Source organism: Sphingomonas tagetis, assembly GCF_024211275.1.
GTDB lineage: Bacteria > Pseudomonadota > Alphaproteobacteria > Sphingomonadales > Sphingomonadaceae > Sphingomonas > Sphingomonas tagetis.
Map to the genome: position 1 here is coordinate 182,995 of NZ_JAMLDX010000005.1, position 25,608 is coordinate 208,602.

Sequence of the window (25,608 nt, forward strand, 5' to 3'; positions counted from 1 at the left end):
CCCATTGTTCATTTTGATTTGCCGATGGCGCCGAGCGCCGCCGCTTCGTCGTCCTGTGGCGATCCGCCGCTGATGCCGATCCCGGCGACCACCTGACCGCTCCGGCTGATCGGCACGCCGCCGCCGATCAGGCTGATCCCGTCGACCGACTGCAGCGAGGTCTTGCCCGTCTCCACCGCCTTTTCGAGCGCCGACGTCGGCGCGCCGAGCGCGGCGGCGGTCACTGCCTTGGCCTGCGCCACGTCGAGATTGATATGGGAGACGCCGTCCATCCGCATCGCGACCAGGACGCGGCCTTCGCGATTGACGACCACCACCGCGATCGGCCGGCCGCTCGACCTGGCGGCGGCGACGGCACGCGACGCGATGCCGGCAGCGTCCTCGAATCCGAGGGTACTGGTCTGGGCAACCGCTGGAGCCGCCTGCGCCAGCGCAAGAATGAGGGCGAGTGATTTCATGGGAGTCCTCAATGCGAAGGCTTCGGCGGCGGCGAAGCGCCCGCCGGCGGCTTCGCCAGATAAGCGTGGATGTCGCGGGCATCGCCTTCGCTCAGCACGTCGGCGAAGGCGGCCATGCCGGCATGGGTGAACGCGCCGCCGCGCACGATCTGCTGGAAGGCGTCGTGAGTCTCCGGCGTCATCTTGTAGAGGTTGGGATAGCCGCTCGGCAGATCGGCGCCGCTGCCGTGACAGCGTGCGCAGTTTGCCCGGAACAGCGTCGCGCCCCGCTCGACCTGCGCCGCGCTGCCGCGATATTTGGCCGGGGCCGGGGCCAGCGGCGTCCTGGCGAGCAGCGGCGGCAATGCCGGTTGTCCGGTCGCGCCGAGCTTGAAGACGAGCAGGCGCGAGGCATTTTCGCGCTTGTTCGCGGCCCAGCCGGGCAGGTGCACCGCGTTCATCGCGCCGCCAAAGCCCGCCGGGACCGCGAGATACTGTTCGCCGTCGAGTTCGTAGCTCATCGGCGCGGCCATGATGCCGGTGCCGATCTCGATCCGGCGCAGCACCTTGCCGTCGCGGCCGTCATAGATGGTGAGGAAGCCGTCGGCAGAACCCTGCACGACGAGGCCGGTGGCGGTGGTCATCACGCCGCCGCTCCAGAACGGCATCACCTTCGAGCTCCACACGACCTTGCCCTTCACCGGATCCCAGGCCTTCAGGACGTTCTCGAACCGTGGCTTGGGCTGGCCCTTGAACTCGGGGATCGGCGCGCCGAACATGGGCAAAAGCCCTGGCAGGCTGGTCGTGACGCCCTGCACGCTCGAATAGGGGCGTGCCGGCTGTGGCGTGGTGGTGAAGGTCATCGGCGCCTCGATCACCGGGATGTAAACCAGCCCCGTGGCGGGATTGTACGCCATCGGCGGCCAGTTATGCCCGCCCGCCTCCGACGGCCAGACGAGCTTGCTCTCCTTGCTGAAGTCGGACTGGGCAGTGAACACCGGTCGCCCGGTCTTGAGATCGACGCGGTCAGCCCAGGTGACGGTCGTGTACTTCTCCGCCGACAACAGCTCGCCGCTTACCCGGTCGAGGACGTAGAAGAAGCCGTTCTTCGGCGCCTGCATGACGACCTTGCGCCGCTTGCCGCCGATCTCGATGTCGGCGAGCACCATGTTCTGCGTCGCGGTATAGTCCCAGCTGTCGCGCGGCGTGGTCTGATAGTGCCAGCGCCGGCGGCCCGTATCCGCGTCGAGCGCAAGGATCGAGGAGAGGTAAAGATTGTCACCGCCCGCCGGGCTGCGCAGCCATGCCGGATGCGGGCTGCCATTGCCGGTGCCGACCAAGACGGTGTTGGTGTCGGGATCATAGACGATCGAATCCCACGCGGTGCCGCCGCCGCCCAGGTCCCAGCGCGACTTGGGGTCCCAGGTCTTGCGCGCCTCGGCCACTTCGGGGTGCTCGTCCGGCCCTGCCGCCGGATCGCCGGGGACGATGAAGAAGCGCCAGGCGAGCTTGCCGGTCTTCTTGTCGAGCGCGGTGGCATAGCCGCGCACGCCCATCTCGGCGCCGCCATTGCCGATGACGACGTTTTTGCCCGCGACGCGCGGCGCGCCGGTGATGGCATAGCTGCGGGTGCGGTCGGTGATCGTGTCGGTCTTCCAGACCTGCTTGCCGGTCTTGGCATCCAGCCCGACAAGATAACCGTCGAGCGTGGCGACATAGACCATGCCGTCATCGACCGCGACGCCGCGATTGACCGCGTCGCAGCACGTGCGCCGTGCGAACTGGCCGTCGACCTCCGGATCATATTGCCAGCGCAGCTTGCCGGTCCTCGCGTCGAGCGCATAGACCACGCTCCACGGCCCGGTGACGTACATGATCCCATCGACGACGATCGGCGTCGCCTCCATGCCGCGGTTGGTGCGGCCGCGCACGACGATGTCGGTGAACTCCCAGGTGAGTCCGAGCTTCTCGACATTCGAAGCGTCGATCTGCGCGGTGGGGTAGAAATAGGCGGTTTCCTGCTGCCACGGCGCGCCCGCGTCCTGCTTTTCGCCGCCGCATCCCGCGAGCAAGGCCAGCAGGCCGATCATCGGCCCCCACCGTCGTAAACCACGCATCCCTGGCTCCACCACTTGTCGTCGCTTCTTGTTGGGAAAAACGGGCGCGCCTTCAACCGGCGCGCCCGAGCGCTCGTCTGTTTAGAAGCTCTGGCGCAGCTCGACCCCGATCGTGCGCGGCCGGATCGTCAGCGCACGATCCACGCCCGTGGTCAGATCGAGATCGAGGTAAGGGCGGACATCGAACAGATTGCGTGCGTAGAGACGAACCGAGGTGTCGTCGTTGCCGATCGTCACGAACGCGTTCACGACGTCATATGGCGCACGATACTGGCTCGGGTTCGGGCCGGTGGCGGTGACGCCGTTCGAATAGGTGATCGTCCGGGTCGGATTGATCGCCCACAGCGCGCGGCTCTGATATTGATACTCGCCGCGCAGATCGACGCGCCAGCCATTGGAGATGGCCATCGAATAGCCGGCATAGGCCGTCGCGGTCCATTCCGGCACGTTGGGCAGGCCCTGGCCCACCACCACGCCCGTTCCCGGCGCAGCCTCGGTCACCTTGGCCGTGGTGTAGGCGGCGGTTCCGCCAATCTCGAAACCGGCGACCGGCTCGACCCGGCCTTCCACCTCGAAACCCTTGATCTCGGCGCTGCCGACATTGTCGGTAAAGCCAAATCCGCAGGCGAGGCCGATCGATTGCTGGATCTTCTTCCACTTGGTCAGATAGCCGGCGGCGTTCAGCATCACCTTGCCGTTGCCGAACAGGTTCTTGGTGCCGACCTCGTAGGTCCACAGATTGTCCGATTCGAATGCATCGGGCGCGCTGGTGCGGCCCAATGCTGCAAGCGCGGCGCCGCAGACTGAGGTGCTGATCGCGTAGCGGTTGGCGCCGCCCGGGCGGAAGCCCTTGGCTGCCGAGGCGAAGATCAGATTGTCGGACGTCACCTTGTACGACAGCCCGACCTTGGGATTGACGCCGTCCTCCTTGCTGATGCGGCCGTTGATGACGCCACCGCCAACGCCGGCGAGCGGCCCGCTGATCAGCGCATCGACGCGTTGCTCGACCTTGAACAGACGGACGCCTGCAGTGACCTCAAGGCCATCGATCAGTTCGAAGCTGGCCTCGCCGAATGCCGCATATTGCTTGGTCTTGGTCGTGGTGTCGCCGAAATACAGCCGGTTTGCGCCGAGCAGGGCCGCGGCGCCGGGCGTGTCGACTGCCTGGTAGAGATTGTCGTCCTGATTGGAATAATAGCCACCGATCACCCAGCGCAGTCGCGAGTCCGGCGTGTTCGACGCCAGCCGCACTTCCTGGCTGAAGGTCGAGACAGTGCTGTCGGAGAGATTGTAGCTGGTCAGCGCATAGAGTGGCGCGACCAGCCCGCCGATGAAGAAGCTGTAGTCCCGGACATAATCGAACTGGCGATCGAACCGCGCGGTCAGCGAGGTCAGCCGGACGCCGCCGAAGTCCTTGTCGATATTGAGGCTGTAGATCGCTGCGCGATCCTTGTTCGGCTGCGCGAAGCGGTGGGCCGCCTGGAAATCCGGCCGGTTGATGAAGAAATGGCCGTTGTCGGCAAATTTCGAGTCCTGAAAGAAGATCTGCGGACGGATCGACCAGCTCTCGTCGGGCTGCCATTCGAGCGAGGCGCGCAGCGCGTAAGTGTCGCCATAGTTGATGTCCTTCGCGCTGCGCGTGCTGAGCGCGTCGCGCTGCAGTGGCACATAGGTCGGGAACGGCGCGCTCGACTTCGACGAGGTCTGGATCAGGCCCGGGACGGCATCGATATAACCGCCGTCATGGCGATAGAAAAAGCCGCCGCGGAAGGCGAGCGAGCCTTCGACGATCGGCGCGTTGACCACCACTTCCCCATTGTACGACGGCGAGCCATGTTCGACCGCGGCGACGCCGATAGCGGCTTCGACGCCGAAGCGGTTCACATCGGGCCGGTTGCTCACATATTTGATCGCGCCGCCCATCGCACTGCCGCCATAGAGCGTGCCTTGCGGCCCTTTGAGCACCTCGATCCGCTGCATGTCGAAGAACACCGGATCGAAGCCGCCGCTGAACGTCGTGCTGATCGTGACCAGCGAGACGTCGTCCAGATACAGGCCGGTGGTCGGCGAGGACGCGTAGGTGCTGAGGCCGCGGATGGTGTAGCGCGACAAGCCGCGCTCGGCGTTCTGGTTGGACAGGCCGGGCACGCTGCGCAGCACGTCCTGCAACTCGTTCGCGCCCCGGTCGCGCAGGGTCTCGCCCGAAACCGCGGTGATCGACACCGGCACGTCCTGGATTCGCTCGTCCGACTTGCGCGCGGTGACGACGATCTCGCCGTCGCCGCGCGTCTCGGCGGCGGTTTGCGCCAAGGCGGGAAGCGAAGTCGCGAGTGCGGTGCCGGCAAGCGCGGCCAGACTGAAACGGGTGGCCCTGGTTCGCATCATCACTTTCATCCCCCTGTGTTCGGACCGGTCGTTCCGGCGCTTTCGAGAATGAAATGTTGTCGCGGCAGGGGCCGTTCTTGCAATGCGAGTAATTCTAGGCGTTTGGGTCAGAAACGCTGCGGCTGCGATCACCCGCCGCTGCTTGCGGCTTGATCGGCCACCCATTCCGCGAAGGTCTGCGCGGTATGCGACATCGGCATGGCCGACTTGGTCAGCAGGTGAAACTGGTTCGCCGTGGCGACGCGCTCGTCGAACAGCGGCAGCAGGCGGCCGTCGCGGATGTGGTCGCCGATCACCGCGGTGTGGCCGACCATGAAGCCGCGCCCCTGCAACGTCGCCTCGACCACCATCGAATAGAGCGAGAAGGTCTGCGAAGCGAGCTTCGCGGGCCGCGGGCGCCCGGTGCGGCGCAGCCATTCGTCGAGATCGTTCGACCAATAGGTGTCGAGCATCAGCGGGGCGTCGGTCGGAAAGCCATGCGTATCGAGACCGGCGGACTTGATCAGGTCAGGCGAAGCCACCGGGACGAGCTCGTCCAACAGCAGCGGTTGATGATCGCAACCGGGAAAGGGCGGTCGGCTGTAGCGGATCGCGAAATCGAAGTTGGAGGTGCGCAGATCGATCAGCACCGGATCGGCCCAGATTTCCAACGTGACGCCGGCATGCATCTTGTGAAAGTCCGCGATGCGCGGTCCCAGCCATAGTTGCGCCAGTGCCGGCAGGATGGTCACCCGGACCGATTTCGCATCGTCCATGGCGACGACCTCCCGCGTCGCCTGGATCAGCTGCTCGAGGCCGGGCAGCACGCGTTGCGCGTAGCGCTGGCCGGCTTCGGTCAGGCGGACGCCCTGCGCGTAACGCTGGAACAGTTCCACGCCGAGATAGGCTTCGAGCGCCTTGATTCGCTGGCTGACCGCGCCGGCGGTGACATGAAGGTCGAGCGCGGCCAGCGAGAAGCTCTCGGTCGCGGCCGCCGAAGCGAACACCCTCAGCCAGTCCAGATTGGGCAATTCTCTCGGCATTAGAAACTGTCACCCTCAGCGGCAGGATATCTCATTTGCGCCCGTTCTTCCGTTGGTTACGCCAGTGATAGACGCGCGCACGGGGCGACGCCAAAATTTTCAGGAAGCAAGCCGGATGTCCGAACTGCGCACCTTGTATCCACAGATCGAGCCTTACGAAACCGGCATGCTCGACGTCGGCGACGGGCATCGGGTCTATTATGAGCGGGTCGGCACCCGCGGCGCGCTTCCGGCGGTGTTCCTGCACGGCGGCCCGGGCGCGGGCTGCCTGCCCGCGCAGCGCCAGTTGTTCGATCCGGCGCGTCACGACGTTCTGCTGTTCGATCAGCGCGGCTGTGGTCGATCGACACCGCATGCCAATCTCGACGCCAACACGACCTGGCATCTCGTCGCCGATATCGAGCGACTGCGTGAACTCGCCGGCGTCGAACGCTGGCTGGTGTTCGGCGGCAGTTGGGGTTCGACGCTGTCGCTCGCTTACGCCCAGACTCACCCCGACCGCGTGAGCGGCCTGATCCTGCGCGGCCTCTTCACGGCCGACCGCACCGCGCTCGACTGGTATTACCGCTTCGGCGCGTCGGAGATCTACCCCGACAAATGGGAGCGGTTCCTCGATCCCGTTCGCGCAGCCAATCCGGACGACCTCATCGGCGCCTATCGCAAGTTGCTGACCGGGGACGACGCGGCGGCGGCGATCGCTGCGGCCAAAGCGTGGAGCACATGGGAGGCCGGGACGATCACGCTGCTGCCGACGCCCGAGCTGATGGAAAGTTTCACCGAGGACGATTACGCCACCGCGTTCGCGCGGATCGAGAATCACTTCTTCTTCCACGACTGCTGGCTCGAACCCGACCAGCTGCTGCGCGACGCGCACCGGCTGTCCGGCATCCCCGGCATGATCATCCAGGGCCGGTACGACATCGCCTGCCCGGTGCGGCAGGCGTGGGAACTCCACCAGCGCTGGCGCGGATCGGACCTCCGCATTGTCGAGGGATCGAGCCATGCGTTCAACGACCCCGGCATCCTGCACGAACTGGTCGAAGCGACGGACCGTTTCGCCGATCCCGGCTGACGCCGTACTGGCGAAACGGCCGTGCCCCCCCTCACTGCCGAATGAAATGCAGGCCGTGAAATTCGCGCCGGAACGCGGTCGTGCGCGGCGCGACATTTGCGGCATCGCCGGTCAGCGCTTCCGCAACCAGCGCCGCCAGCTCGGGCATGTCGCCCGCCGTCATGCCGAGACGGACGATTTCCGGCGTGCCGAACCGCAGGCCGGGCAGATCGCCCGGCACCGGATCGATCGGCAGACCGATGCCGGAGGACAGGATATTGGCCTGCCGCAGCCGCGCCGCCGCCGTCTGGCCTCCGCCCAGAGGGGCGGCGCGTAACGCGAACTGGTGCGAGTCGGTGATCCCGCGCGGCGTCTCGAACAACGGCAAGCCCCTGCTTTCGAGCGCTGCCGCCAGTGCTGCCGCGGTCTCCTTCATGGTCCGCGCATAGTCCGCGCCGAACGTCTTCCAGTCGAGCAGCGCGAGCGCGAGCGAGGCGGTCTTCGCGACGTCGAAATTGGCGGTCAGCCCGGGATAGGCGATCCGGTCGATCCGTTCGGCCAGCTCGGCATCGTTGGTCATCAGCAAGCCGGCGGGCGGACCGCCCAGGCTCTTGTAGGTGCTGCACCCCATCAGGTGCGCGCCCTCCGCGAGCGGCTGCTGCCATTGCCCGCCCGCGATCATGCCGCACAGATGCGCGGCGTCGAACAGCACATAGGCGCCGACGCTGTCCGCGATTGCGCGGATCTCGCGCAGCGGATGCGCGAACAGGTTGAGGCTTCCGCCGATCGTGATCAGCCTGGGCCGCACGCGCTCGGCGAGCGCGGCCAGCCCCGCGACATCGACCGTGAAGCCATCGGCGTCGACCGGCGCGACGTGAATGTCGAGCCCGTACAACCCCGCCGCGCCCGCGCGATGATGCGTGACGTGGCCGCCGATCGTGTCGGGTGGCACGATGATCGCGTCGCCCGGCTGGCACGTCGCCATGAAGGCATAGAGATTGGCCATCGCGCCCGATGCCAGCCGGAACTCGACATAGCGCGCGCCGAAAACCTCGGCCGCAACAGCCGCGGCGAGCGCCTCGATCCGCTCGATCGCCTCCAGCCCCATCTCGTACTTCGCACCCGCATGGCCGAGCGATGGCCGGCTACCCAGCCCGCTCGACAGCAGGCGTTCGGCGCGCGGGTTCATCACGTTGGTGGCGGGATTGAGATTGATCGAATTGACGTCGTGGATCTGCCGGTTTTCCTCGACCAGCTCGAACAGCCGCCGGTCGATCGCATCGGCGTCGCTCGCCGCCGCCCAGTCGGCGATTCCTTGCACGATCGCTTCACCCGTATCGCCGACCCACGGCCGACGCGCCAACATACCCATGTCGCGGCTCACCTTACTTCTTGAATTGGAACGATGTGCGCGAGCGCGTCAGGCGGCAGGTTGGGCGGCCAGACAGTCATCGGCGAGCGGCTCGATCGGCGTCAGGTCGCGATGGTGATGATGATCCTTGCGCGTGACCTGCGTATAGGCATTGGCGACCGGGTTGACGATCAGCGAGAAGATCGCGCGATTCCACGGCGACATGTTCGGCGGCGAGCCATGGACGAGGCAGTCGCCGAAGATCAGCGCGGTGCCCGCCTTGCCCGTCGCCGCGACCAGTTCGCACCCTTCGGCGATTTCGCGGACCTTGTCCTGCTCGACCACCCACAGCGCATAGCTCGTCGTCTCGGTGTCGTGCCGCGTCGCGACGCTGCCGAACCGCTGCGAGCCCCTGAAGAAATAGAGCGGCCCGTTGAACTGAGTCACATCGTCGAGGAAGATGTGCAGGTTGAGCGCCAGCGGCTCGGGCACGCCATCATCGTGATGATGCGTCGAAAAGTCCTGATGCCACTGCCACTGCTCGCCCTCGAAGGCGACCTTGACGTTGATCTTGACCTGCTGGACGTAGAGTTCGTCGCCGGCGATCTGCTGCGCCGGTTCGATCAGTCGGGGATGCCGCACGAGCTTTGCGAACAGCGCGTCGCGCAAATGGAGGCCCATCGCGGTGCGCACCGACCCGCTCTTCTTTTCCCGGATATTGGCGGGATCGTCCTGCTCGAAGACGCGGTCCATCGCGGATCGGATTTCGGCGATTTCCTCGGCCGAAAACAGGTCCGGGATGACCAGATATCCATTCTCCTGAAATTCGTTCAGGCGGTCTTGCGAAAGCTTCATGCCCCCTCCAGCGCGTTCGACGTGGTGGCCGTAACGCCAACCGGCGAACGACCTCATGCCGATGAAAATCGACGCAGGGCGGGAACATCGCAAACCAGTAAATTTGGCGCAGAGCGTTAGCCATTCTCCTTCTGCCGTGGGACGGCGTCAGGCTCAGCTGTTTCCCGCACGAGATCAACGGCGCGTCGGCGGGTTCGACCGACGTCCGTGACTTGCTTTGCGGGGGATGGAAACGGCCCGGTGATCGGAGCCGCGCCGGGCTAATCTTCCGGTGCGACCGTCACGGTCATGCCCGCAAGCGCCGCGCTGATCCTGATCTGGCAGGACAGCCGCGAATGTTCGGCTCGGTGGATGGACGAGTCGAGTAGATCATTCTCATCCTCGCTCGGCGCCGACAGCTGTTCTGCGAAGGCGGGGTCGACGAGCACATGGCAGGTCGCGCACGAACAGCAGCCGCCGCACATCGCGACGAGTTCGTCGACCCCTGCGCCTCGAATGGCTTCCATCAGCGACAAGCCGTGTTCGCCTTCGACTTCGCGTTCAGTACCATCGCGTTCGATAACCGTCAGTTTCACGCTCACGTTGCATCCTTTGATTTTGTCTCACATCTGCCGGGCGCGCCCGGCCTCAACGTCCCGTCCAGACCGGCTTGCGCTTTTCGGCGAAGGCGAGCTGGCCCTCCTTCGTATCGTTCAGCGCGAACAGCCTGGGCTTCATCACCTCGACGAAATCGAACGCCGGTTTGCTGGCGACTTCAGGCTCCATCGCCAGCATCGCGATGTGCTTGGTATAGCGCACCGCCTGCGGCGAGCATTTGAGGATGTCGTCGGCCCAGCGGCGCGCCGCGGCGACGGACTGGCCCTTGGGCACGACTTCATTGACGAGGCCCCAGCGCGCGGCTTCGTCCGCACCCATTCGATTGCCGGTCAGCAGCATGCCCATCGCGATCGGCTTGGGCAGGCGCAGCGGCAGCTTCTGCGAGCCGCCGCCCGCAGCGACGAAGCCCCAGCGCGGCTCGCTGAGGCCGAAACTGGCATGCTCCTCGGCGATCACGATATCGCTCATCAACGCGATCTCGAACCCGCCACCCATGGCATAGCCGTTGACCGCGGCGATGATCGGCTTGTCCAGCCCCTCGCGCTTCGCCAGGCCCGCCCAGCCGGTCGCGGGCATCGGCTCATAGAAGCCTTCGACCAGGTCATGCCCGGAGCAGAAGGCTTTCTCGCCGGCGCCGGTGATGATGGCGATCCACAGCTCCGGGTCGTTCTGGAACTCGTCAAGCGCGTCCGACATTTCGAAACAGGCCGGCGCATGAAGCGCATTGAGCGAAGCGGGCCGGTTCATCGTGATGATCATCAACCGGCCGTCGCGCTCGACGTTTACATGGTCTGGCATTTTCGTGTCCTTTCCCGGGCGGCTCAATCGGCCAGCAGCAGGCAATCCTGATTGATCGCCGTCAGTCCGCCATCGATGATCATGAGGTTGCCGCTGATCTTCCTCGCCGCGTCGCTCACGAGGAACAGGGCGGGCCGCGCGATGTCCTCGGGCAGGCACCATCCCGCGACGGGCGAGCAATTCTCATAGGCTTCGCGGATCTTGGGGTTGATCCGGGCCGACTCCTCCATCAGCGGCGTGAACACCGGCCCCGGCAGGATGGCGTTCACCCGGATGCCCGCGGCGCCCCATTCCGCCGCCAGCGTGCGGGTGAGGTGGTTCAGCGCCGCCTTGGATGCGCCATAAGCGCCGGTGCCCGGCGTCCCCGACAGCCCACGAATGCTGGAGATGATCAGCGCAGTCCCCGCCGGATGCGCGGACAGATGGGGGAAGGCGGCCTTGAGCAGCGCCAGCGTGCCGGTGACGTTCACTTGCTGGACCGCGTTCCACTCGTCGACGGAAAGGTCGAGAATCGGCGCATTGCCGGTGGCGGCGGCGTTGCTCACGACGATGTCGACACCGCCCATCAGCGCGGCTGCCTGTTCCACCAGCGCGGTGACTTGTCCCACGTCGCCCATATCGGCCGATACGCAATGCGCGGTTCCGCCCTCGGCGCGGATGTCCGCGGCGACGCGTTCGAGATCCCCGCCCGTGCGCGCGGCCAGCACGATCTCGGCGCCCGCCGCAGCGAATTGCCGCGCGATCGCTTCGCCGATGCCCTTGCCGGCGCCGGTGACGATCGCCTTGCGCCCGGCAAGCATGGTCTCGTTCACGGTCATGATTGCAGCTTCCTTTTGCCAGTCAGGCGCTGGCCACTTTCCTCGAGGTGACGATGGTGTGTGGCGTGGTGAATTCGAGCAGCCCGGGCATCCCGTTCGCGACGCCATAGCCGGACTGTTTGCGGCCGCCGAAGGGCTGGCTGTGGGCCAGCGAGCCGAACTCGTTGACCCACACCATGCCGGTGTCGAGCCGGTGCGCGATCGCTTCGGCCTGATCGGGCGGACCCCAGACCGAGCCGCCCAGGCCATATTCGCTGTCATTGGCCTTTTGCAGCACGGCCTCGATATCGTCGAAGCGCAGCAGCGGCAGCACCGGGCCGAATTGCTCCTCCTGCACGATGCGCGAAGTCTCGGGCGGGTTGTCGATGATGGTCGGCGGGATGAAGTAGCCCTTCTCCGGCACCTCGACATCCTCGCCCAGCAGGAACTTGTACCCGTTGGCGCGCGAATCCTCGATCAGGTCCATCACGCGGCCATATTGCTGGCGGTTCTGGATCGGGCCGAAGGTCGTGCCCTGCTCGGTGCCGTCGCCGACCTTCGCCTGCTTGCCCAGTTCGACCAGCGCGGCGGCGAACGGCTCGTAGACATCGTCATGCACATAGATCCGCTTCGCCGCGAAGCAGACCTGGCCCGAATTGGTGAAGGCGGCCTGGAACACCTTGGCGGCGGTCGCCTCCACGTCGATGCCGGGCAGCACGATCGCGGCGTCGTTGCCGCCTAGCTCGAGCGTCAGGCGCTTGAGCGTCGCCGCGGCGCTCTCCATGACCCGTCGCCCCGTCGCCGTGGAGCCGGTAAAGGCGACCTTGTCGATGCCGGGATGGGCGGTCATCCACGGCCCCAGCTCGTCCTGGCCGGACAGGATGTTGAGCACGCCCGCCGGGAGCGTGTCGCGCACCAGTTCGCCGATGCGAAGCGTCGTCAGCGGGGTGAAGGGGGATGGCTTGAGGATCACCGCATTGCCGGCGACGAGCGCGGGCGCGACTTTCCAGAAGGCATCCGCGACCGGGAAATTCCACGGCGAGATCGCGCAGACGACGCCGAGCGGCACATGATAGGTGGCGCTGAGGCGTTCCTCGCTGTCCTCATGCACCTCCACCGGCGGGGTCAACTGCGCGGCGAGACCGCAGAAATAGGGCGCGGCCCCGACATCACCCTCGGCATCGCCGAGCGGCTTGCCCTGCTCGGCTGTCAGCAGCCGCTTGAGCTCGTCCATGTGTGCCGCGATCGCTTCGCCCATCGCCGCGACCTTTGCCTGGCGCTCGGCGATCGGTGTCGCCTTCCAGGCGGGGAACGCCTTGCGCGCCGCGGCCACGGCAGCGTCGAGCTGCGCGCGCGTGGCGTCGGGCGCCCGGCCCAAGACCGCTTCGGTCGCCGGATTGATCACATCGAAACACGTCTCCCCGGGCACGAGGTTGCCGCCGATCAGCAGGTGGAAGGTGCGATGCGAACTCATGCGGCTCCTCTCGACAAATTCGTGGCGCGGGGCGGGCAGCGGCTGAGACCCGTTGCCGGTTTGACCATTCAGGCGAGCGAACCCGCCATGCCGATCCCCCGCCGCGTCCTTCTATCCCCTTGCGAAGAACGGGCGAATTTATTCCCGAACAGGCTATAGCTGGCGAGGGTGCTGACTGGCGGATTCGCCGGAATCAGATGTCTTTGACTGCGACAGAGACCAGACTGCAAAGAAGGCTGAGGATCCAATGGATGACGCGCTGACGCTCGACCGAGTGCCCGACCATATCGCCCGGGCCGTGGTCGACCCGCACGCTTATGCCGAATTCGACTCGCTGCACGCCAAGCTCACCGAGCTGCGGCGCGATCATCCGTTCGCCCGGGCGGACATCGAAGGCTATGACAAGTTCTGGATCGCGTCGAAGCACAAGGACATTCAGGAGATCTCGCGGAACAGCGACGTGTTCCGCGCCGGCATCTATTTCATCGGCACGAGCAAGGATATCGAGCTCGAATATACCAAGGGCAAGGCGAGCCAGGAGCGCGTCCTGACCTCGATGAATTCACCCGAGCACATGAAATACCGGCTGCTGACCCAGCCGTGGTTCCAGCCCAAGAACCTGCGCGGCATGGAGGAGCGGATCCGCCGCATCGCCCGCCGCCATGTCGACGAAATGGCCGAGCTGGGCGGCGAATGCGAATTCTACCACTCGATCGCCGTCCACTATCCGCTGCGCGTGATCATGTCGATCATGGGACTGGAGGAAGAAGCCGAGCCGTTCATGATGCGGCTGACCCAGATCGTGACCAACATGGACGATCCCGATCTCACCGGCGAGCCGGCGCCGAAATCGGCCGAAGAGCGCGCACAGCGCTCGCGCGCCATATCCGACGAGGCGTGGCAGTTCTTCAACGGCGTTTCGGAGCAGCGCCGCACCGCGCCCACCGACGACATCTCGACGGTGCTCGCCAATGCCAAGGTCGATGGCGAACCGATCTCCGATCTCGATGCGCTGGGCTATTACATGTCGATCGCGATCGCCGGGCACGACACCACCTCGGCATCGGTGTCGGGGGCGATCTGGGCGCTGGCGGAGCGCCCTGACAAGTTCGCGCAGGTGACGTCGAACCTCTCGCTGATTCCCAATCTGGTCGACGAGGCGGTCCGCTGGACGACGCCGATCAGCCATTTCCTGCGCACTGCGGGGCAGGATACCGTGTACCGCGGGCAGCCGATCGCCAAGGGCGACTTCATTCTGCTGAGCTATACCTCGGGCAATCGTGACGAAGACGTGTTCGAAGACCCGTTCGAGTTCAAGGTCGACCGGCCGACCATGCGGCACATCGGGTTCGGCTATGGCGCGCATGTCTGCCTCGGCCAGCATCTGGCACGAATGGAAATGAATATCCTGTTCGAGGAATTGCTTCCGCGGCTGAAATCGCTGGAGCTGACCGGCACGCCGAAGCGCAAGATCACGCATGCGCTGGGCGGCCCCAAGTTCGTGCCTATCCGTTACAAGATGAGCTGAACGCCGATCCGTGCGATCCATGCGAGCCGGGGAGCGAGATCCGCTTCCTGGCTCGTTTCATTTGGTGGTGGCCTGGGGCGCTGCGGTCAGCTTTCCGCCTGACCCGAAAATACGAAGGCGTCGGAATGGAAGCGGTCGGCGGCGAGCGCGCCCCGCTCGGTCAGCAGCTTGCTGGCATGCGCGATCATGACCGGGTTGCCGCAGGCATAGACCTCATGCGCGGAGAGATTGGGATATCGCGCGAGCACCGCATCCTGAACGAAGCCGGTGGCGCCCGCCCAGGCCGCATCGGGACTGGCGAGCACGGGGGTGAAGCTGAACCAGGGCAGCGACTTCGCCCAGGTCTCGACCAGCGTGCGATCGTAGATGTCCGCCTCGCGCTCGCCGCCCCAGAACAGATGGACGGGCCGCGAGACGCGGTTCTGGATCAGCTCGCGGATCATCGATTTCAGCGGTGCGAAGCCCGTGCCGGTGGCCAGCAGGATCGCGGGGCGGGACACGTCCTCGCTCCAGCTGAACAGGCCGAACGGCAGCTCGATATCGAGCATCGACCCCGGTTGCAGGCTGTTCAGCACGCGGTCGGAGAATTTCCCGCCCGGCACGCGCCGCACATGCAGCTCGACGATGTCGTTGAGATGCGGCGGGTTGGCGATCGAATAGTTACGGCTGTCGCCGCCCGCCATCATCACCGTGACATATTGCCCGGCCGAAAACGGTACGCGCCGGCCGATCGGCAGCCGCAGATGGAGCACGGCCACGTCCTTCGACCGGTCCTCGATCTTGTGGACGAGAACATCGTAGCGTGCACGCTCGGGCTGGCGCCGCTCCTTGATCCAGGGCGGCGCAATTTCGACCGGGCCGTCGGGCATCGCCATGCAGCAGAGGATATCCTCGCCCGCCTGCCGCGGCGAACCGAACGGCGCGATCTTCACCGATCCCTTGGTGAGGCCGCTGCGGCAGGTGACGCACACGCCCTTCCGGCACGAATAGGCCATGGTGTAGCCGGCGCGCTCGGCGGCATCGAGGATGCGTTCGTCGGGCTCGCAGGGGAAGCTGATGTCCGTACCGGCAATGGAAACGAGCGATGTCACGCGGCAACCACCTTGCTGTGCGGCGCGGTCGCGCTCGCGATGAGTTTGAGGGTCGAGATGAGCGGTTTGGCGTCAGCGCGGCCTTGCCCCGCAATATCAGGCGCGCTGCCATGGCCGACGCTGGCGAACAGGGCATCGCCGCCGATCGAGAAGGCGGCGCTGCGGCGCCCCGCAAGCAGCTTGATCGGGATATGTCCCTGGTCGTGGAACATCGCGAGATAGACGTCGCACTTGCCTTCGGACAGCAGCAGATCGGCGCCGGCCGGTCCCGCGACGTCGATGCCCATCGCGTGCAAGGCGTTCGCGGCCGGGACGGTGACCAGATCATCGTCATTGCCGAACAGGCCATTCTCCCCGGCGTGCGGATTGATGCCGAAGATGCCGATACGCGGCTGCTCGATGCCGAGGCTGCGCGCCGCCGCATGCGCAGCCACGCCCGCCGCGATGACGAGGTTGCTGTCGATCCGGGCGAGCGCGGTCGAGAGGCGCTCGTGGAGCGTCGCATGGACGATCCGCAATCCGCCGCCGACGAGCATCAGGAAGACGTCGTCCTCGGTCTTCCCGGCAATCCTGGCGATCAGCGATGGGTAGCCAGTGAAGGCGATGCCGGCGGCATTCACCGCCGTCTCGTTGTGCGGGCAGGCGACAATAGCGTTGGCCGGCCCGGACCTGGCTGCTGCGAACGCAGCCTCGACATAGGCGACGGTCGCCCGTCCCGACGCGGCGTTGCACTGGCCGGGCGCGAAGTCTTCCTCTGAGATGCCGCCAGCCGGAACGATATCGATCAGACCGGGCTCGGGAGGCGGCGGGTTGGCAGCATCAACCATCCGGCGAGGTGCATCGCCGCAATAATGGCCGATCACATGGTCGTCGCCGACGAGCAGCAAGCGCGGCAAGCCGGCTTCGCCCGACAGCGCGGCCTTGACCGCGATCTCGGGACCGATTCCGTTCGGATCGCCGATCGCCAGCAGAATGGCGGCTGGCTCGCTCACAGCGGCAACGCGAGCAGCGTATCGATGCGGTTGCTGTCGCAGACGACCTTGCGCTCGCGCAGCAGCACGTGGTCTGACCCGATACGGTAGCAGTCGATATATCGGCCGGTCGCGAACAGCGATGTCTCGCCCGTCCGCATGATGCGGGCGACGATGAATGCGGTCTCGGCCCAGACGAGATCGCCTTCGACCCGCGAAATCAGCGGCTGCCCGAGGATGTGACGGTAATTGTGGCGCTCATAGATGTTCGCCTCGTTCAACGCGGCGATGCGATCCTTGAGCATTCCCTTGCTGTCCGCATACACCAGCCCGGCCTGAAGACCCTGCTGGTGATTCTCAGCCGTCGTGACGACGTAGAGGCAATCGTCCTCGAAAAAGTCCGCCCAGCCTTCGCCGCCGCTGTCGTCGATGCAGCGGGCATATGCGGCCTGGGCCGCGACGATGCGGTGCAGCGCGCCGGAAGCCGTCATGGCGCTCACAGCCCGGTCTCCCGGCGATAGGCTTTCCAGAAGCCACGTATCGCCGCCTCCGTGACCCGGCTCTCGCTCGATTCCGCGGTCACGCCGCCCATCTCGATCACCGAGCTGTGACCCGACGCGCCGGCGATGCCGCGCTGGACGAAGCCGCCGACGCAACCATCCTCCATCGACACATAGCCGGCAGGTCCGACGAGATTTCCCTGCTTCAGCCGGGCGCGCAGCAATTCGGGGCTGTCGTCCTCGAACCCGATATAGGTCCAGTGGAGATCGGTGCGGTCGACCGCGCGCGGCAGGATCTGGCGGATCGCGATCGCATTCTGGATCTGCTGCAGCACGAACCCCGGAAACACCGACAGGATCTGCAGCGTCACCCCGTCGCCGAACTCATCGGCGCCATCAAGCAGCGAAGGATCGTTCAGGCCGAACTCGCTTTGCGAGCGGATGTTCTGTTCGGTGTATTCGGTGCTCTGCGCGAGCGCGGGATCGATCGCGGAATAGCTGACATGATTGCCGCCGTCCTCGCTGACCAGGATTCCGCCCTTTTGCGAGAGGCGGTTGATTTCGAAGGTGGTGAAGAAGAGGTGCAGGATCGACGCGTGGTAGCTGTCCTTCACATTCTCGAAATACAGCTTCCAGTTGTTCGGCAGATCCTGCGTGAACCGGCCGATGATTTTCGGCTGCTTGCCGCCGAGGACGCGCTCGATGCGCGATAGCACTTCCTCGCCGATATAGTCCTCGATCGATGCGATATCGTTGGCGAAGGTGCCGAAGACCAGGCCGTGGACAGTCGCGATGCGCATCTTGCGCGGGCCTCGATTGGCCATGCAGAAGGACGGATCCATCCCGCCCTTGCCGCCGATCCCGTCCTTGAACGCGACCCCGACCAGATCGCCCTGAAGGCTGTGAGTCCAGGCGTGGTATACGCAGGTAAAGTCCTTGGCGTTGCCGCGGCTGTCGAGTGCGAGCAGCGCGCCGCGATGCGCGCAGCGGTTCTCGAACGCGTAGAGGAACCCGTCCTCGGCCCGGACGACGATGACCGGCGTGTCGCCGGCATGGGTCGCGACATAGTCGCCCGAAGCGGCCAGTTCGGCCTCGAGGCACAGATAGTTCCAGCTTCTGCCCTGAAAGATCGTCGCCTGTTCGTGCGCGTAGATGTCCTCGCTCTGGAACAGGGCATAGGGCGCCTGCGAATACCCTTGCTTGTCCGCGAAAGGGGAGATCGGGGGGGCACCGATGGCGGTCATGCATTCACCTTGGCTTACGCGTCGAAACGGCGTGTATCTGATGTCTGCGCGCGGAGCGGCGGGCGCTGCCGCCTTCGCGCGAGGCTCGCGATCTAGGACATCCGGGCCGCTGAAAACCTCCAGCGCGTGGCACCCCCGCGCTGCATGATCCCGATTCTGGCAGGCTGGATGGCGGGTTCCCGCTGCCGGGCGGTCAGAAAGGCCAGCAGCCCGGGCAACGCCGGCGCTCGTGCCGGCCATCGGCATGTGAAACCGGCGGCGCCGTCTTGGCGGCGCCAAATGGGGCGGCGCATCGTCCCGAGGGTGTTCGAGATACGCTATGGATTCAGGCGCCGAACTTTTCGATCAGGCCACGCCGCACGGATCGCAGCCACCGACGGTGCCTGTCTTCGGCGTCGATCCCTATGCCGACGATTTCCTGACCGATCCCTATGCTGACTACGAGGCGTTTCGCGATGCCGGCCCTGTGATCCGGCTCAGCCGCTACAATGCCTATGCGGTCGCGCGGCATGAGCAGGTTCAGGCCGTGCTGACTCAGCCGGACATCTTCTGCTCCAGTGCCGGCATCGGCCTGACCAACTTCAAGAAGGAGAAAAGCTGGCGGACGCCGAGCATCATCCTCGAGGCCGATCCGCCCGACCACGGTCCCAAGCGCCGCATCCTGACCCGCATCTTGTCCCCCGCCGCGCTGAAGAAGCTGCGGGAGGAGTTCGAGCGGCAGGCCGCATTTTTCGTCGATCGCATGATCGAGAAGGGGACGTGCGACGGCATCAAGGATCTGGCGGAAGCCTATCCGCTGAAAGTGTTCGCCGATGCGGTGGGGATTCCGGCCGAGGGGCGCGAGCATCTGCTTCCCTATGGCGATCTCGTCTTCAACGCCTTCGGTCCGATCAACGAACGATTCGAGAAGCGCATGGCGAGCGCGGGCGCGACGATGGAGTGGATCAAGACGATCTGCAGCCGCGAGGCGCTGACGCCCGACGGGTTCGGCTCGCAACTCTATGCCGCCGCCGATGCCGGCGATCTGACCGAGGACGAGGCGGCGCTGCTGGTGCGCACGATGCTCTCGGCCGGTCTCGACACCACCATCTTCACACTGGGGAATGCGGTCGTCGCGCTCGCCCGGCATCCTGAGCAATGGGCGCTTCTGCGCGACGATCCCTCGCTGGCGCGCGCCGCGCTGGAAGAGGTCATGCGCTACGAAAGCACCTTTCAATCCTTCTATCGCACGACGACGCAACCGACCGAACTTGCCGGTGTCCGGATCGAGGCCGAGCAGAAAATCTGGGTCGGCATCGCATCGGCCAACCGCGATCCGCGCCGCTGGGAAGATCCGACCCGCTTCGACATTCTGCGCCGCGCCTCGGGCAACCTCGCCTTCGGCACCGGCATCCATGGCTGTGTCGGCCAGATGATCGCGCGCATGGAGGGGGAGATCGTCCTGAGGACCCTCGCCGAACGCGTCGCGGAACTGGTCCCCGCCGGTCCTCCTACGATCCACTTCAACAACACCGTGCGCGGCTTTTCCGCGATGCCGCTGACCGTCACCGCAAAGGCGAGCTAGACATGCCCTCAATCACCTTCGTCCTGCCGGACGGAACCGAAAAATCCGTCGAGGCCGACCCCGGCGCCAATCTCATGCGCACCGCGCTGGCTGCCGACATCGCGAGCATCGTCGCGGAATGCGGCGGCGCCGCGATGTGCGCGACCTGCCATGTCTATGTCGACGAACCCTATGCCGCGCTGTTCCCGCCGGTCGGCGAGGTCGAGGACGAGATGCTCGATTCCGCCGCCGAGGGACGCTCCACCGCCAGCCGGCTGAGCTGCCAGCTGACCATGCCCGACCGGAACATCACGCTCCGTATCCCCGCCAGCCAGCAATAGCGCCGGCGCTCAACCCAATCTGGAAGACGAAATGACCAAGCAAAGCAGAGTTGCCATCATCACCGGCGGAGCGAGCGGGATCGGCTTCGCCTTCGCCAAGGGGCTGGCCGAAACCGGCTATGCCGTCGTCATCGCCGACATTCGCGGCGGGGCGGAAGCGGCAGCGAAGCTCGTCGAGGACGGGCACGGTGCGATCGGCGTCGCCGTCGACGTCACCAGCGCCGCCGACACCGAGGCGATGGCGCAGGAGGCGATCACCGCATTCGGCCGGCTCGACGTGCTGGTCAACAATGCGGGGCTGTTCACCACGCTGGCGCTCAAGCCGTTCGAGCAGATCGAACCGGCCGAGTGGATGAGGGTGATGGAGGTCAACACGCTCGGCCCGTTCCTGTGCGCCAAGGCGGTGATGCCGATGTTCCGCGCCGCCGGGGCCGGGCGGATCATCAACATCGCCTCGACCTCGCCGATCAAGGGCACGCCGAACATGCAGCATTACACCGCCAGCAAGGGCGCGGTGATCGCCTTCACCCGCTCGCTGGCGCGCGAACTCGGCTCGGCGAACGTCACGGTCAACGCGATCGCGCCGGGCTTCACGTTGAGCGAGGGCGTGCTCGCCAGCGGCATGGAAAATGTCATGGGCGATGCCGCGCGGCGCACCAGCCGCTCGATCCAGCGCGACCAGGTGCCGCAGGACCTGGTCGGCGCCGCGATCTTCCTGGCGAGCGAGGGCGCTTCGTTCATCACCGGCCAGACGATCGCGGTCGATGGCGGCGGAGTGTTCCTGTGATCGAAACGAAGCCTTACGCAGACCTCTTTCTCTACATCGACGGCGCGTTCATCGGCGCGGACGAACGGGAGTCGGACGAGGTCGTCAACCCGGCCGACGGCAGCGTGCTCGGCCGTTTGCCGCATGCTCGACCGGAGGATTTGAACAAGGCGATCGCATCGGCGAGCCGCGCCTTCGAAAGCTGGCGGTGGACCTCGCCGCTCGAGCGCGGGAAGGTGCTGCGCCGCGTTGCCGAGCTGATCCGCGAACGCGCCGCCGACATCGCCCGCGACCTCACGCTCGACCAGGGCAAACCGCTCGCCGAAGCATATGCCGAGGTGTTCAACGCGGCGGAGCATGCCGAATGGCATGCGGAGGAATGCCGCCGCATCTATGGCCGGGTGATCCCGCCGCGCGACCGCAACGTGCGCCAGACGGTCATTCGCCAGCCGGTCGGGGTGTGCGCCGCCTTCACGCCATGGAATTTCCCGTTCAATCAGGCGCTGCGCAAGGTGTCGGCGGCGCTCGGGTCGGGCTGCACGGTGATCCTGAAGCCGGCCCATGATGCGCCGAGCGCGGTCGTGGCGCTCGTCAAGCTGTTCGACGAGGCGGGACTGCCACCGGGCTGCCTCAACCTCGTCTGGGGACCGTCGAGCCGGATCTCGCGCCACCTGATCGAGTCCCCGGCGGTCCGCAAGATCTCGTTCACCGGCTCGGTCCCGGTGGGCAAGCAGCTCGGCGCGCTGGCGGGCGAGCATATGAAGCGCGTGACGATGGAGCTGGGCGGTCATGCGCCGGTGCTGGTGTTTGCCGACGCCGATCTCGACCGTGCGGCCACCTATCTCAGCACGCTCAAGGCGCGCAATGCCGGGCAGGTGTGCATGGCGCCGAGCCGCTTCTTCGTCCACAAGGACGTTGCGCGCGAGTTCACCGAGAAGTTCATCGCCGCCAACGCGAAGCTGGTCGTCGGCAACGGCCTCGATCCTGCAACCACGATGGGGCCAATGACCAATGCCCGGCGGATCGCCGCGATGGAGGAGCTTGTCAGCGACGCTGTCGCCGCTGGCAGCACGCTGGCGGCGGGCGGCGCTTCGTCCGATGGGCCGGGGCTGTTCTTCCCGCCGACCGTCCTCACCGACGTGCCGCTGTCGAGCAAGATCATGAACGAGGAGCCGTTCGGCCCCGTCGTGCCGATCGCGACGTTCGAGACCCCCGACGAGGCGCTGGCGCTCGCCAACGCGCTGCCGTTCGGTCTGGCATCCTATGTCTTCACGCGTTCGCTCGAGATCAATCACCGGATGACTTACGGCATCGAGGCCGGCATGGTCAGCGTCAATCATTTCGGCATCGCGCTGCCCGAAACCCCGCTCGGCGGCGTCAAGGACAGCGGCGTCGGCAGCGAGGGCGGAACCGAAACGTTCGACGCCTATACCACGGTGAAGTTCATATCGGAGATGACCGCATAACCGTGAGGCAGTTTGCATCGGGTGCCTCCCATTTCGTGACCGTTGATGGGAGCCGGATTCACTATCAGCAGTACAATGCCGGCGACGCCGACAAGCCGGGGCTGCTGTTCGTCCACGGTATGTGGGCGCATCTGCACTGGTGGGATCATATCGTCCCGTTCTTCCTCGACCGGTTCCGGATCGTTGCGATCGATCTGGGCGGGATGGGCGACAGCGAGACCCGGCCGGAATACAGCGCCCAGGGATTCAGGGACGAAATCATCGCCGTTCTCGAGGATGCGGGTCTGGCGCCGGCGACCGTGGTCGCGCACAGCTTCGGCGCGACGCCGGCGGTATTCGCCTGCGGCCGTCGCCCTGATCTCATCGCCCGGGCGGTCATCGTCGACAGCCGCCTCAACATTCCGACGGCGCCCGGTCCGTTGCCGGACAAGTCCGATCGAATGCCGTACAAGCGCCTCTATGCCGACCCGGCCGAGGCGATCAGCCGTTACCGGCTGATCCCGCCCGGCGGCACCGTGCCGACGGACGTCCTTCGGCACGTCGCCTCGCATGGCTTGCGGAAGGAGGACGCCGGCTGGGTATGGAAGTTCGATCTCGCGATCGATCCGCAGCTCTTCCACAGTCCGGCTGGCCTGATCCCGGCGGGGATCGTGACGCCGATCGACTATATCTTCGGCGAGGAAAGCAAATCGGTGCCGCGCGCGCATGCCATGGCGATCGGGGACTATCTGCCCAATTGCGGGGTGCCGATCGGCCTGCCCGGCGCGGGGCACCATATCCTGCTGGAAGACCCCGAGCTGCTCGTGTCGGTGCTGCGCGCGGTGTTGTCGCGCCCGGTCTAGGTTACGCTTGCGGCGAGCGGCACCCTTGCGGGCCGGAACCAGAGCGCGACGCAGATCGAATTTCCGAGAGCGAAGAGCGCGCCGCTGACCAGCGGTGCCGCCTGCACGCCGAACGTGTTCACCGACATCGATACCAGCGCCGGCCCCGCGGCCGCGCCGAACAGCTCGGCGGTCCCGATCAGCATGACCGCGCGCCCGGTCGGATCGGTCTTCATCGTGAAGGGCGTCACGAAGGAGAGGACGAAGGCCCACAGGAACCCGAACATGGCGATCGCCGCGACGAAGATCAGGGCAGGGGCGCCCGCCCACAGGAAGCCGAGCACGACAAGATTGGCGCAGCCGCCGATGAACAGCGCCGTGGCGGCGCTGAGCCGGCCGCCGAGATACGACGCTACCCAGCCGCCCAACACCTGCATCGCAAGCCCGGCCGAGATCGAATAGCCGATGATCCCTTCGTCAAAGCCGCCGCGCCGCGCGAGCGGATCGACATAGACCCACAGCGACATGATGCCGGACGCAAAGGCGAAGATCGCGAACAGCACGGTGAAGCCGCGCAGGCCCGGCCAGGTCCGCCCCGGCTGCACGGCGAGCGGCCCGTACCGCACCGGCATGAACGGCACGCACAGGATCAGCGCCGCGCCGAGCAGCGAGAGGATGACGAAGCCGCCGCCCGCGCCGAAGGTCGGAATGACGTACCACGAGCAGAAGGCGGCGAGCACCAGCGCGACCGCCGCGTTCGTGCCGATATACAGCCCCATCACCCGCGCCGGCACGGTCAGGCGGGCGACCATCCCGAACAGCATCCATAGCCCGACACCCGAAGCGACGCCGGCAAGCGCCCGCAACACCATGAACAGCATGGGCGAGGCGAACACGGTGCCGATGTTGAACACGACCGACCCGATGATCGTCGCCACCCCGATCGCGCGCAGCCGCTCCGGCTTGAGCCAGGTCCCGGCGACTCCGATGGTGATGCCGATCATTAGCAACTCAAGCGTCGCCGCCCAGCCCAGCTCGGCCACGCTCAGCCGCTGCTCGTGCACCAGTGCGCCGAGCAGCAGCGGCTGAAGCGCGCGGATCGTCCCGCCGCCGATCGTCAGGATCACGATCGCGGCGATCTCGCGATTGCTGAAAGCCTCCGCTGCGCCCGGCGGGCTATTGGACATCGGGGCCATATTGATCGCGCGCGACGGCGATGCGGTGCAGGTTGCGCGTGCCGCCCATCATGTCGTTGAACTTGATGTCGCGATACCATTTTTCCATAAGATGGTCCTTCGACCAGGCTGCCGGCCCCATCAGCTGCATCGCCTTGAACGCGACAGCCTCGCTGATGATGGTCGAATAGCCCTTGGCGCGCTGCCCCAATATGTTGTCGGCGCGGCCCTGATCGTGGACCCAGCCGGCGTGCAGCGTCATCCGCCGCGCCTTCGCGATGGCGTTGCGCGAGTCCTCGACCAGCTCGTCGAACCGCTGCCGCCGCCCGGACGCCCAGGGACGGTCATGGGCATTCACCCAGTCGACCGCATAGTCGAGCATGGTCGAGGCAATGCCGATCGCCTGCAGCCCGCAGAACGGCCGCGTCGCCGCCTGAACCTGCGCGAATTTCTTGAACGAGCCGCCGTTGAGCAGGCGGTCTTCGTCCAGCACGATGTCGTTGAACGCCACCGCCGCCTGATTGTAATAGCGCGCGCCGAGCTTCTCGTAGCTCGGCACGGTGACCTCCAGCCCCTCGTCATGGCGGTCGACGATGAAGCAGCGCGCGCCCTTGAAGCCGCTGCCCGGCTCGGTCTGCGCGAGCACGACGATATAGTCGGCATAGGCCGCGTGCGAGATATAAGCCTTCGCGCCGTTGAGGATCCACTTGTCGCCCTGCTTCACCGCGGTCGTCTTGATCTGCGACAGGTCGAGGCCGCAATGCACCTCGGTCATCCCCATCGCGACACGCTTATACTCCCCGCGCCGGATGCCGTCGGCCCATTTGTGGATCTGCTGCTCGTTGCCGAGATTGCGGACCGCGACCTCGCCCATATTGTCGCCCGGCAGCGTCTGGAGCCCCCACAGATCGCCGGCCATGACCGCTTCGGTCGCCATCATGCCGAGTACCGAGCGCCCGCCGTTGAGCGACTTCACATAGTCGGCGTCGTTCTCGCGGCCGCGCACGGCCGGGCCCGAACTCCAGAAATCGATCGGGCTATGGGCGATCGGACTCTTCGCCGCGATTGCGTCGATCGTCGCCTGATCGGGGAGCGCATAATTGTCGTCGACAAAGCGGGCATGAGGGCGAACATAGGTGACCGCCCAATGCCTGATCTGCGCGAGGAGATCCTTGGTGTTCTTCGTGGCCTCATAGTTGAACATATCGGGATATTCCTCAGCGCCTTCGCCCAATTTTTCTGCAAGCGAAGACATCCGGGCGGGCGAAATCCCCCAAC

General features: G+C 65.9%; 23 protein-coding genes. 7 read left to right on the plus strand and 16 right to left on the minus strand.

The genetic code is table 11. The features are described 5' to 3' along the window. Window positions 1-8: 8 nt before the first annotated feature. The 4 genes from M9978_RS08970 to M9978_RS08985 all read right to left on the minus strand — a co-directional run bounded on the left by M9978_RS08970 (window position 9) and on the right by M9978_RS08985 (window position 5,961). Window positions 9-458, minus strand: a complete 450-nt coding sequence (locus tag M9978_RS08970; protein ID WP_254292681.1) for a GlcG/HbpS family heme-binding protein — start codon at window positions 456-458, stop codon at window positions 9-11. Between the two features lie 8 nt (window positions 459-466). Then, a complete protein-coding gene (locus tag M9978_RS08975; RefSeq protein WP_254292682.1) occupies window positions 467-2,527 on the minus strand; it encodes a PQQ-dependent dehydrogenase, methanol/ethanol family in 2,061 nt (686 codons plus the stop codon). 108 nt (window positions 2,528-2,635) lie between these two features. Further along, a complete protein-coding gene (locus M9978_RS08980; protein ID WP_254292683.1) occupies window positions 2,636-4,939 on the minus strand; it encodes a TonB-dependent receptor in 2,304 nt (767 codons plus the stop codon). Window positions 4,940-5,067: 128 nt separating this feature from the next. Further along, on the minus strand, window positions 5,068-5,961 hold the full coding sequence (locus M9978_RS08985) for a LysR substrate-binding domain-containing protein (protein ID WP_254292684.1): 894 nt from the start codon (window positions 5,959-5,961) through the stop codon (window positions 5,068-5,070). A gap of 115 nt (window positions 5,962-6,076) precedes the next feature. Between M9978_RS08985 and pip the strand changes: the two genes are divergently transcribed. Next, window positions 6,077-7,033 carry a prolyl aminopeptidase gene (gene pip / locus M9978_RS08990; protein ID WP_254292685.1) on the plus strand — a complete coding sequence of 319 codons (957 nt, stop codon included), beginning with the start codon at window positions 6,077-6,079 and terminating at the stop codon, window positions 7,031-7,033. 31 nt (window positions 7,034-7,064) lie between these two features. Here the strand turns inward: pip and glyA are convergent, their stop codons facing one another. From glyA to M9978_RS09020, 6 genes are all read right to left on the minus strand, one after another. Beyond that, entirely contained in the window at window positions 7,065-8,384 is a 1,320-nt protein-coding gene (gene glyA, locus M9978_RS08995) for a serine hydroxymethyltransferase (protein ID WP_254292686.1), read from the minus strand. Between the two features lie 48 nt (window positions 8,385-8,432). Continuing rightward, complete coding sequence (locus M9978_RS09000) at window positions 8,433-9,218, minus strand: phytanoyl-CoA dioxygenase family protein (protein ID WP_254292687.1); 786 nt, start codon at window positions 9,216-9,218, stop codon at window positions 8,433-8,435. A 260-nt stretch (window positions 9,219-9,478) separates the two neighbouring features. Then, entirely contained in the window at window positions 9,479-9,799 is a 321-nt protein-coding gene (locus M9978_RS09005; protein ID WP_254292688.1) for a 2Fe-2S iron-sulfur cluster-binding protein, read from the minus strand. 46 nt (window positions 9,800-9,845) lie between these two features. Next, window positions 9,846-10,613, minus strand: a complete 768-nt coding sequence (locus tag M9978_RS09010) for an enoyl-CoA hydratase-related protein (protein ID WP_254292689.1) — start codon at window positions 10,611-10,613, stop codon at window positions 9,846-9,848. Between the two features lie 23 nt (window positions 10,614-10,636). Then, a complete protein-coding gene (locus M9978_RS09015; RefSeq protein WP_254292690.1) occupies window positions 10,637-11,431 on the minus strand; it encodes an SDR family NAD(P)-dependent oxidoreductase in 795 nt (264 codons plus the stop codon). Between the two features lie 22 nt (window positions 11,432-11,453). Next, window positions 11,454-12,884: an aldehyde dehydrogenase family protein gene (locus tag M9978_RS09020; RefSeq protein ID WP_254292691.1), complete on the minus strand. Its 1,431-nt coding sequence runs from the start codon at window positions 12,882-12,884 to the stop codon at window positions 11,454-11,456. Between the two features lie 247 nt (window positions 12,885-13,131). On the opposite strand from M9978_RS09020, the gene M9978_RS09025 reads away from it, so the two are divergent. Further along, a complete protein-coding gene (locus M9978_RS09025) occupies window positions 13,132-14,412 on the plus strand; it encodes a cytochrome P450 (protein WP_254292692.1) in 1,281 nt (426 codons plus the stop codon). Between the two features lie 86 nt (window positions 14,413-14,498). On the opposite strand, the gene M9978_RS09030 is transcribed toward M9978_RS09025, so the two are convergent. The 4 genes from M9978_RS09030 to M9978_RS09050 are packed head-to-tail and all read right to left on the minus strand — an operon-like array spanning window position 14,499 to window position 18,218. After that, window positions 14,499-15,503, minus strand: coding sequence for an FAD-binding oxidoreductase (locus tag M9978_RS09030; RefSeq protein ID WP_367305063.1), 1,005 nt, complete (start codon window positions 15,501-15,503; stop codon window positions 14,499-14,501). Beyond that, window positions 15,500-16,495: a PdxA family dehydrogenase gene (locus M9978_RS09040; RefSeq protein ID WP_254292693.1), complete on the minus strand. Its 996-nt coding sequence runs from the start codon at window positions 16,493-16,495 to the stop codon at window positions 15,500-15,502. Before M9978_RS09040 ends, M9978_RS09030 begins: the two co-directional genes overlap by 4 nt. Further along, window positions 16,492-16,965: an aromatic-ring-hydroxylating dioxygenase subunit beta gene (locus M9978_RS09045; protein ID WP_254292752.1), complete on the minus strand. Its 474-nt coding sequence runs from the start codon at window positions 16,963-16,965 to the stop codon at window positions 16,492-16,494. The genes M9978_RS09040 and M9978_RS09045 overlap by 4 nt, the downstream gene beginning before the upstream one ends. A gap of 5 nt (window positions 16,966-16,970) precedes the next feature. Then, a complete protein-coding gene (locus M9978_RS09050) occupies window positions 16,971-18,218 on the minus strand; it encodes an aromatic ring-hydroxylating dioxygenase subunit alpha (RefSeq protein WP_254292694.1) in 1,248 nt (415 codons plus the stop codon). Between the two features lie 379 nt (window positions 18,219-18,597). Between M9978_RS09050 and M9978_RS23300 the strand changes: the two genes are divergently transcribed. The 5 genes from M9978_RS23300 to M9978_RS09075 are packed head-to-tail and all read left to right on the plus strand — an operon-like array spanning window position 18,598 to window position 23,176. After that, a complete protein-coding gene (locus M9978_RS23300) occupies window positions 18,598-19,782 on the plus strand; it encodes a cytochrome P450 (protein ID WP_254292695.1) in 1,185 nt (394 codons plus the stop codon). Between the two features lie 2 nt (window positions 19,783-19,784). Beyond that, window positions 19,785-20,102 (plus strand): 2Fe-2S iron-sulfur cluster-binding protein, encoded by a 318-nt coding sequence (locus tag M9978_RS09060; RefSeq protein WP_254292696.1) that lies wholly within the window; start codon window positions 19,785-19,787, stop codon window positions 20,100-20,102. 31 nt (window positions 20,103-20,133) lie between these two features. Next, window positions 20,134-20,889 carry an SDR family NAD(P)-dependent oxidoreductase gene (locus M9978_RS09065; RefSeq protein WP_254292697.1) on the plus strand — a complete coding sequence of 252 codons (756 nt, stop codon included), beginning with the start codon at window positions 20,134-20,136 and terminating at the stop codon, window positions 20,887-20,889. Next, complete coding sequence (locus M9978_RS09070) at window positions 20,886-22,334, plus strand: NAD-dependent succinate-semialdehyde dehydrogenase (protein ID WP_254292698.1); 1,449 nt, start codon at window positions 20,886-20,888, stop codon at window positions 22,332-22,334. The genes M9978_RS09065 and M9978_RS09070 overlap by 4 nt, the downstream gene beginning before the upstream one ends. Before the next feature lie 35 nt (window positions 22,335-22,369). Further along, window positions 22,370-23,176, plus strand: a complete 807-nt coding sequence (locus M9978_RS09075) for an alpha/beta fold hydrolase (protein ID WP_254292699.1) — start codon at window positions 22,370-22,372, stop codon at window positions 23,174-23,176. Here the strand turns inward: M9978_RS09075 and M9978_RS09080 are convergent. Together M9978_RS09080 and M9978_RS09085 are read right to left on the minus strand one after the other, a co-directional pair. Then, on the minus strand, window positions 23,173-24,342 hold the full coding sequence (locus M9978_RS09080; protein ID WP_254292700.1) for an MFS transporter: 1,170 nt from the start codon (window positions 24,340-24,342) through the stop codon (window positions 23,173-23,175). The genes M9978_RS09075 and M9978_RS09080 overlap by 4 nt on opposite strands. Beyond that, window positions 24,332-25,564, minus strand: a complete 1,233-nt coding sequence (locus M9978_RS09085) for an acyl-CoA dehydrogenase family protein (RefSeq protein WP_254292701.1) — start codon at window positions 25,562-25,564, stop codon at window positions 24,332-24,334. The genes M9978_RS09080 and M9978_RS09085 overlap by 11 nt, the downstream gene beginning before the upstream one ends. Window positions 25,565-25,608: the final 44 nt, after the last annotated feature.

Coding starts and splice junctions, on each gene's coding strand:
- M9978_RS08975 (WP_254292682.1), bottom strand. CDS start 2,527: ATGATCGGCCTGCTGGCCTTGCTCGCGGGATGCGGCGGCGAAAAGCAG.
- M9978_RS09020 (WP_254292691.1), bottom strand. CDS start 12,884: ATGAGTTCGCATCGCACCTTCCACCTGCTGATCGGCGGCAACCTCGTG.
- M9978_RS08980 (WP_254292683.1), bottom strand. CDS start 4,939: ATGATGCGAACCAGGGCCACCCGTTTCAGTCTGGCCGCGCTTGCCGGC.
- M9978_RS09080 (WP_254292700.1), bottom strand. CDS start 24,342: ATGTCCAATAGCCCGCCGGGCGCAGCGGAGGCTTTCAGCAATCGCGAG.
- M9978_RS08970 (WP_254292681.1), bottom strand. CDS start 458: ATGAAATCACTCGCCCTCATTCTTGCGCTGGCGCAGGCGGCTCCAGCG.
- M9978_RS09000 (WP_254292687.1), bottom strand. CDS start 9,218: ATGAAGCTTTCGCAAGACCGCCTGAACGAATTTCAGGAGAATGGATAT.
- M9978_RS09060 (WP_254292696.1), top strand. CDS start 19,785: ATGCCCTCAATCACCTTCGTCCTGCCGGACGGAACCGAAAAATCCGTC.
- M9978_RS09045 (WP_254292752.1), bottom strand. CDS start 16,965: ATGACGGCTTCCGGCGCGCTGCACCGCATCGTCGCGGCCCAGGCCGCA.
- M9978_RS08985 (WP_254292684.1), bottom strand. CDS start 5,961: ATGCCGAGAGAATTGCCCAATCTGGACTGGCTGAGGGTGTTCGCTTCG.
- pip (WP_254292685.1), top strand. CDS start 6,077: ATGTCCGAACTGCGCACCTTGTATCCACAGATCGAGCCTTACGAAACC.
- M9978_RS09025 (WP_254292692.1), top strand. CDS start 13,132: ATGGATGACGCGCTGACGCTCGACCGAGTGCCCGACCATATCGCCCGG.
- M9978_RS09015 (WP_254292690.1), bottom strand. CDS start 11,431: ATGACCGTGAACGAGACCATGCTTGCCGGGCGCAAGGCGATCGTCACC.
- M9978_RS09065 (WP_254292697.1), top strand. CDS start 20,134: ATGACCAAGCAAAGCAGAGTTGCCATCATCACCGGCGGAGCGAGCGGG.
- M9978_RS09050 (WP_254292694.1), bottom strand. CDS start 18,218: ATGACCGCCATCGGTGCCCCCCCGATCTCCCCTTTCGCGGACAAGCAA.
- M9978_RS09010 (WP_254292689.1), bottom strand. CDS start 10,613: ATGCCAGACCATGTAAACGTCGAGCGCGACGGCCGGTTGATGATCATC.
- glyA (WP_254292686.1), bottom strand. CDS start 8,384: ATGGGTATGTTGGCGCGTCGGCCGTGGGTCGGCGATACGGGTGAAGCG.